The 5,619-nt window shown below is 64.5% G+C and carries 7 protein-coding genes and 1 pseudogene; 5 read left to right on the top strand and 3 right to left on the bottom strand.

Annotation, left to right across the window (positions count from 1 at the left end; genetic code table 11):
• Both EN781_RS24055 and EN781_RS24050 read left to right on the top strand, forming a co-directional pair.
• Positions 1–187 (top strand): annotated as a pseudogene (locus EN781_RS24055) (isochorismatase family protein); the annotation flags it as partial.
• A gap of 51 nt (positions 188–238) precedes the next feature.
• The gene (locus EN781_RS24050; RefSeq protein WP_126055262.1) at positions 239–727 is read left to right on the top strand and encodes a GFA family protein; all 489 of its coding nucleotides are present in this window, start codon (positions 239–241) and stop codon (positions 725–727) included.
• 1,104 nt (positions 728–1,831) lie between these two features.
• Here the strand turns inward: EN781_RS24050 and EN781_RS24045 are convergent.
• A complete protein-coding gene (locus EN781_RS24045; protein WP_126055261.1) occupies positions 1,832–2,128 on the bottom strand; it encodes an antibiotic biosynthesis monooxygenase in 297 nt (98 codons plus the stop codon).
• Between the two features lie 23 nt (positions 2,129–2,151).
• Positions 2,152–2,466: a GYD domain-containing protein gene (locus EN781_RS24040; protein ID WP_126055260.1), complete on the bottom strand. Its 315-nt coding sequence runs from the start codon at positions 2,464–2,466 to the stop codon at positions 2,152–2,154.
• Between the two features lie 430 nt (positions 2,467–2,896).
• Here EN781_RS24040 and EN781_RS24035 point away from each other — a divergent pair, with 430 nt between their 5' ends.
• The 3 genes from EN781_RS24035 to EN781_RS24025 all read left to right on the top strand — a co-directional run bounded on the left by EN781_RS24035 (position 2,897) and on the right by EN781_RS24025 (position 5,154).
• Positions 2,897–4,093: a PLP-dependent aminotransferase family protein gene (locus EN781_RS24035; RefSeq protein WP_189347788.1), complete on the top strand. Its 1,197-nt coding sequence runs from the start codon at positions 2,897–2,899 to the stop codon at positions 4,091–4,093.
• 104 nt (positions 4,094–4,197) lie between these two features.
• A complete protein-coding gene (locus EN781_RS24030; RefSeq protein WP_126055258.1) occupies positions 4,198–4,461 on the top strand; it encodes a hypothetical protein in 264 nt (87 codons plus the stop codon).
• A gap of 144 nt (positions 4,462–4,605) precedes the next feature.
• Positions 4,606–5,154: a YbhB/YbcL family Raf kinase inhibitor-like protein gene (locus EN781_RS24025; protein WP_126055257.1), complete on the top strand. Its 549-nt coding sequence runs from the start codon at positions 4,606–4,608 to the stop codon at positions 5,152–5,154.
• A 42-nt stretch (positions 5,155–5,196) separates the two neighbouring features.
• On the opposite strand, the gene EN781_RS24020 is transcribed toward EN781_RS24025, so the two are convergent.
• Positions 5,197–5,619, bottom strand: a 423-nt coding sequence (locus EN781_RS24020) for a glutathione S-transferase C-terminal domain-containing protein (RefSeq protein ID WP_189347786.1), incomplete at its 5' end; no start/stop codon positions are given.

The following is a 5,619-nucleotide window of genomic DNA, read 5'->3' as shown; positions in this document are numbered from 1 at the left end:
CTTCTGCGTTGCGGCGACCGTTAAGGGCGCGATGGCGCGCGGCCTCGGCGTGACCGTGGTGTCCGACGCGCACTCGACGCTCGACACCCCTGCCGAGAGCGCGGCCGAAATCATTGCCCGCCACAATGTGGCTTTCGAAGAGGCCGGCGCGAAACTGGCGACGGCGGAGGCGCTGAGCGGACGCTGAACCCTCTCCCGGAAGGGAAGCGCCCCTCAGCCAACCCGGGGAGACCTCACCATGCCAAGCCTCAACCTGCCCGCCGTAGGTGGATGCCGCTGTGGTCGTGTTCGCCTGAAGATCACCGCGCCGCCGCTGCTGACCATGGCCTGCCATTGCACCGGCTGCCAGCGTATGTCGGCCAGCGCCTATTCGCTGAGCGCGGCGATCCCCGACGAGGCCTTCGAAGTTACCCAAGGCGAGCCAGTGATCGGCGGGCTGCACATCGCCTCGCGGCACTATTTCTGCCCGCATTGCATGAGCTGGATGTTCACCCGGCCTGAGGGGCTCGACTGGTTCGTCAATCTGCGCCCGACCATGCTCGACGATCCAGGCTGGTTCACGCCCTTCGTCGAGACCTGGACCAGCGAGAAACTGCCCTGGGCGAAGACGCCCGCGGTGCACAGCTACGCGGCGCTGCCTGCGATGGAGGAGTATGGCGAACTGACGGCCGAGTTTGCCCAAGCCTTCACGACGGGCTCCTTCGCAACGGGCGGCTCCGCCGGCTGAGGGCATGTTATCAATATCTCAGCCGGCGGAGCGGGGGGCTGCCACCACTTAATGCCGTCACTGTTGCCCTTGGCATTTTCGAATTGGATAATATTGCGGAACGTCCAGTGGACATTCCGGGAACCAAGCGCAACCAAAACCTTCACGAACCGCGCCATGCCGATGGCGCAGGGTCGTTCTGGAGAGAGCCGGCCGTGGTCGACGGGGCCGCGGGGGCGCATGTTGGGGTGCTTTCGGGCCCGCGTCGCCCAGGGCGGCTCTTACCGCCGCGAAAACACCATCGCATATCGGCAACGAAGCGGAACTTCCGCGATAGCGGAATAGGCTGGCGTGATTTTGCGGATTCGAGCTCCAGAGTTGCCACCTTGGCGCGAAAATGGCGATCGCCGGTTGCGGCGCCATCAAGAAACGACATGCCGAACCCGGCCAACATGATTGGCTACCAGACCACCGGCAAACCGGCTCGGATGTGCAGGCACCGGAGATATGAGGGCGCGCCCGCCAGCAGGTGAATCAACGCTTCAACCGACGGCCTAAGTGTTGGATATCCCAAGTGGCACGCCAGCCGCGGCCGGATGCCGCAAATTAATTTGCATGCAAATGTTTCGTCTCGGCGCCTTTTTGTGAAGCCTTTCACCGTTCTCGTGAAATCGGTCGGATACACATGCGGCGCAAAACTGGCGTCGCGTGACAGGGCAACACTGCCCGTTCCGCCGCTACGATACGGAGGATATCAATGTTGAAAAGCCTTCGCAGGCTTGTAGCCGCTCTCAAGCGCGCCTCCAGGCACAAACACACAATGCGTGCATTGAACGACTTGCCCCCGGAAACCCGGAAGGACATCAACTGGCCGCACTCGGCCCAAAGCTGTCCGGAACCGGTCCAGCCATACGAGATACGGTTGCCCTTCTGAAGCAGTTCCAGGAACAGCGGTCTACCGTCCGTGAGAACAAATGCTTGGAGCGGTTCGGTGGTTGCAGCAAAAGGCTGAACCGCTCTAAGGCTGCGAGGTCTACGCGCAGCGAACGACATGCCGCCGCGCGTCCAGCCGAACGATGCCGGCGGGGCGCCTGGCGGCCCGGCCATCGCCGATCTGGCGGCGTCCTAGCTTATGTCCGCAACAACTTCCCCCGATACAGGGTCGGTCACGCCGAGATCGCCGCCGAGATCTTCAAGCATGTCGCGGAACCCGTCGAGAATGCCGATCATCGACGGCCGCGCGGCGGCGAGGCTGTCCATGTCGTTCCACTCGCCGACAAAGCAGAATGTGCGCTCGCCGGTCTTGATGAGGGCGCCCTTGCGAAAGCCCGCGGCGTTGAGCGCGATGGTCTTGTGCTTCTCGACGAAGGCCTGTTCCTTGCCTGGCTTGGTGCGAAAGCGCACGACATTGTAGGCGGTCATGGTTTCCTCCGATCGGTTTGCGATCAGCCGGCGGGCTTGTAGACGCCCGCGGCCTTGTTGGCGGCCGCGAGCACGGCCTTCATGTCGAGTTCTTCGAGGATGACAAAGTCGCTCAACGAACCGCTTGCCCGCACCGCAAGGGCTATGCCCATCCCGGCAGCCTGGTCCGGCACCTCACCATTGACGACGACGTCATAAGCGCCACGCGTGAACATCAAGCCGGTCATCTTGCCGCCGACGCTTTCAAACAGCGCATTGACTGCAGCTTGCCGGTCCGAGCCCTGCATCAGTCCTTTGGCGGCGTGGGGTGCATAATTTGCCAACACGGTGACCTTCATGGGAATCTCCTCCAGATAACAATGTCTCGGGCCGCTCAATCGTTTGAGCAGCACCGGGTTGCTTGTCCTTTCACTGACATTTGACGTGGCCCGTGGACCGCCTTGGGCAGCCAAGGCCAACGGCGGTGCATAACCGGAGCTTCGCTTCGGTTGCAGTAATATGCGCCTATTCTAATATGACGACAATCCCGCCGTGGACGCGGTTGCAATGGGCCTCATGCGGCACAACAGTCTTCCATCGGCGGTCGCCAAAATGTGCTTTTCTCCCTGGCGGAATGGCATTCTGGCTATTCCAACCGGCGAGGGAGCCTGATAATAGGTCAGCCACATTGACCTAAATGCGCATGATCTCGCAAAGCGTGAACCGCTTTTGGACGAGATCGTGCCCGAGCAAGATTGACCATCCACGGGGAGGTGGGCCTTGACCCTGATGAACCTGTTGGCGTCGCGCGCTTCGCGTATGAAGGCGTCGGAAATCCGCGAGCTGCTGAAACTGCTCGACCAGCCGGACATCATCTCCTTTGCCGGCGGCATTCCGGACCCCGCGCTGTTTCCGGCGGACGCCATCAGTGCAGCCTATGCCTCGGTGCTCGGCGGCGCGGAGGCGGGCGCGGCCCTGCAGTACCAGGTCAGCGAGGGCTACCTGCCGCTCAGGAAATGGCTGGCCGGCCAGATGGGCAAGCTCGGCGTCGCCTGCGACGAGGGCAACATCTTCATCACCTCCGGCTCTCAGCAGGCGCTGGACTATCTCGGCAAGCTCTTTCTCTCGCCGGGCGACACGGCACTCGTCACCTGGCCGACTTATCTTGGTGCGCTGCAGGCCTTCAACGCCTATGAGCCACGCTACGATCGGCTGACGCCGGACGGCGGCAACATGACGCCGGCGGCCTATCACGCAGCCGCGGCGGCCGCCGGCGGGCGGGTCAAATTCGCCTATCTGGTGCCGGATTTCGCCAACCCGACCGGCGAGACGCTGGGTGTCAAGCAGCGCGAGGCGGTGCTCGACCTTGCCGGTGATCTCGACATCGCGATCATCGAGGACGCGGCCTACCGCGCGCTGCGCTATGACGGCGAAAGCGTGCCGCCGATCCTGGCGCTGGACTGCCAGCGCTCCGGCGGCATCGACAATGCCCGCACCCTTTATTGCGGCTCCTTCTCGAAGATCCTGTCGCCGGGCATGCGCGTCGGCTGGGTCTGCGCGCCGCGCCGCGTGGTGGAGCGCCTGGTGCTGATGAAGCAGGCCTCCGACCTGCACAGCCCCTCGATCAACCAGGTGGCCATGCATCGCGCCGCCGAGGCGATCTTCGACCAGCAGGTGGAAAAGTTGATCGGCGCCTACCGCGCCCGCCGCGACGGCCTGCTCGGCGCGCTCGAGGCCAACATGCCGGAGGGCGTGACCTGGAGCCGGCCGGATGGCGGCATGTTCGTCTGGGTGACGCTGCCCGAGGGCGCTGACGCCACGGCGCTGCTTGCCCGCTCGGTCAGGGAAGCGCGCGTCGCCTTCGTGCCGGGCAATGCTTTCCATGCCGACGGCACCGGCCGCAACACACTGCGGTTGAGCTTCACCCTGGCCGACAGCCGCGCCGTCGGCGAGGGGATCCCGAGGCTGGCGAAGCTGCTGGGGTAGCACGCCTCGCTATCTCCCACGAAGGGGCGCTCGGATGCCGCCGCCGGAACCCGCCGGGCATGCCGGCCGTTTCATTGCAGAGCGTTCAAACAGTTGGAGGTGAGATGGCTGTCATTCTCATCGGCGCGTTGCTCGTTGTCGCCGGCGTTGTCTATATGGCTGGCGCGGCGCTCTGGCGTGGTCGGCTCAGCGAACCGGCGCCGCTCGGCACCCCCGCCGACCGCTCCGCCTCAAGGTTGGCAACGCCTGGACCGACGCTCGAACCGCGACGGCGCGGGATGGGCTTCCTTGGCTTATCGCCGAACTGGCCGGGCCTGCTGATGATAGGCGTGGGCGTCGTCATGCTGTTGTCGGCGGCAGTGCTTTAAGCCGCCAACTCCATCGCCGCTAGGACAAAGCCGCCGAGATCGGCAGCTTCGGCGATTCACCATCCTCGTCACGCAAAGTTGCACGCCTTCAGCCGATCCTCTCGGCTAAAATGCGGGCGGATCAGCCAGAAGGAGAGGAAAGCCATGACCCTACGCTTTGGCCTCATCGCCCTTGCCCTGTCAGGCTTCGCCAGCCAGGCATCGGCTTTCGAGATTTCCAGCTCATCCGTCTCGGACGGCAAGTGGGACAACAGATACATCGGCGACAGCGCCGGCGGATGCACTGGCGGCAGCGTCTCGATCGCCTTGAACTGGAAGGATCCGCCGGCCGGCACCAAAAGCTACGCGCTCACCATGTTCGACCCCGATGCCGGCGGCGGCAAGGGCTGGTGGCACTGGCTGGCCTGGAACATTCCGGCGAGCGCCAATGGATTGCCCGAAGGCGCCGGCTCGAAGGGCGGCAAGGGCTTACCCAAGGGCGCCATGCTCGGCAAGGGCGACATCGGCCGCGCCGGCTATTTCGGCCCGTGCCCGCCGCCCGGCAGCGGCGCGCATCATTATGTCTTCACGCTCTATGCCCTCAAGGCGGCGAAGCTCCACGCCAAGGCGAGCGCTTCTCCCGCGACGGTGGCGGCCGCCGCGAAGGCGCAGTCGCTCGGCACGGCAACGGTGACCTATACATATGAGCGCTAGAGGCTGCCGATCTCCCCCTCGCGGGGAGATCGGCAGCTTCAGCTATTCCGCCGCCAGCAGCTTGTCCTGCGTCTTCGTCTCGAAGTCGCTGGCGTCGTGGCGCTCGTGCAGCTGGTAGGCCGGGTCGCCGGAGAGGCGGTTGACCATACGGCCGCGCTTCACCGCCGGCCTGGCGTCGATGGCGTCGGCCCAGCGCTGGACGTGCTTGTATTCCTGCACGGCCAGGAACTCCCCGGAATCGTTGTAAATGCGGCCCTTGGCGAGCCCGCCATACCAGGGCCACACCGCCATGTCGGCAATCGTGTAGTCCGGTCCGGCGAGGTACTCGCTCTCCGCCAGCCTGCGGTCGAGCACGTCCATCTGCCGCTTGGTCTCCATAGCGAAGCGGTCGATCGCATACTCGATCTTTTCCGGCGCATAGGCGTAGAAATGGCCGAAGCCGCCGCCGAGGTAGGGCGCCGAGCC

It is taken from the genome of Mesorhizobium sp. M4A.F.Ca.ET.090.04.2.1, from assembly GCF_003999085.1.
GTDB lineage: Bacteria > Pseudomonadota > Alphaproteobacteria > Rhizobiales > Rhizobiaceae > Mesorhizobium.
This window is presented reverse-complemented; position numbering and strand designations above follow the sequence as displayed.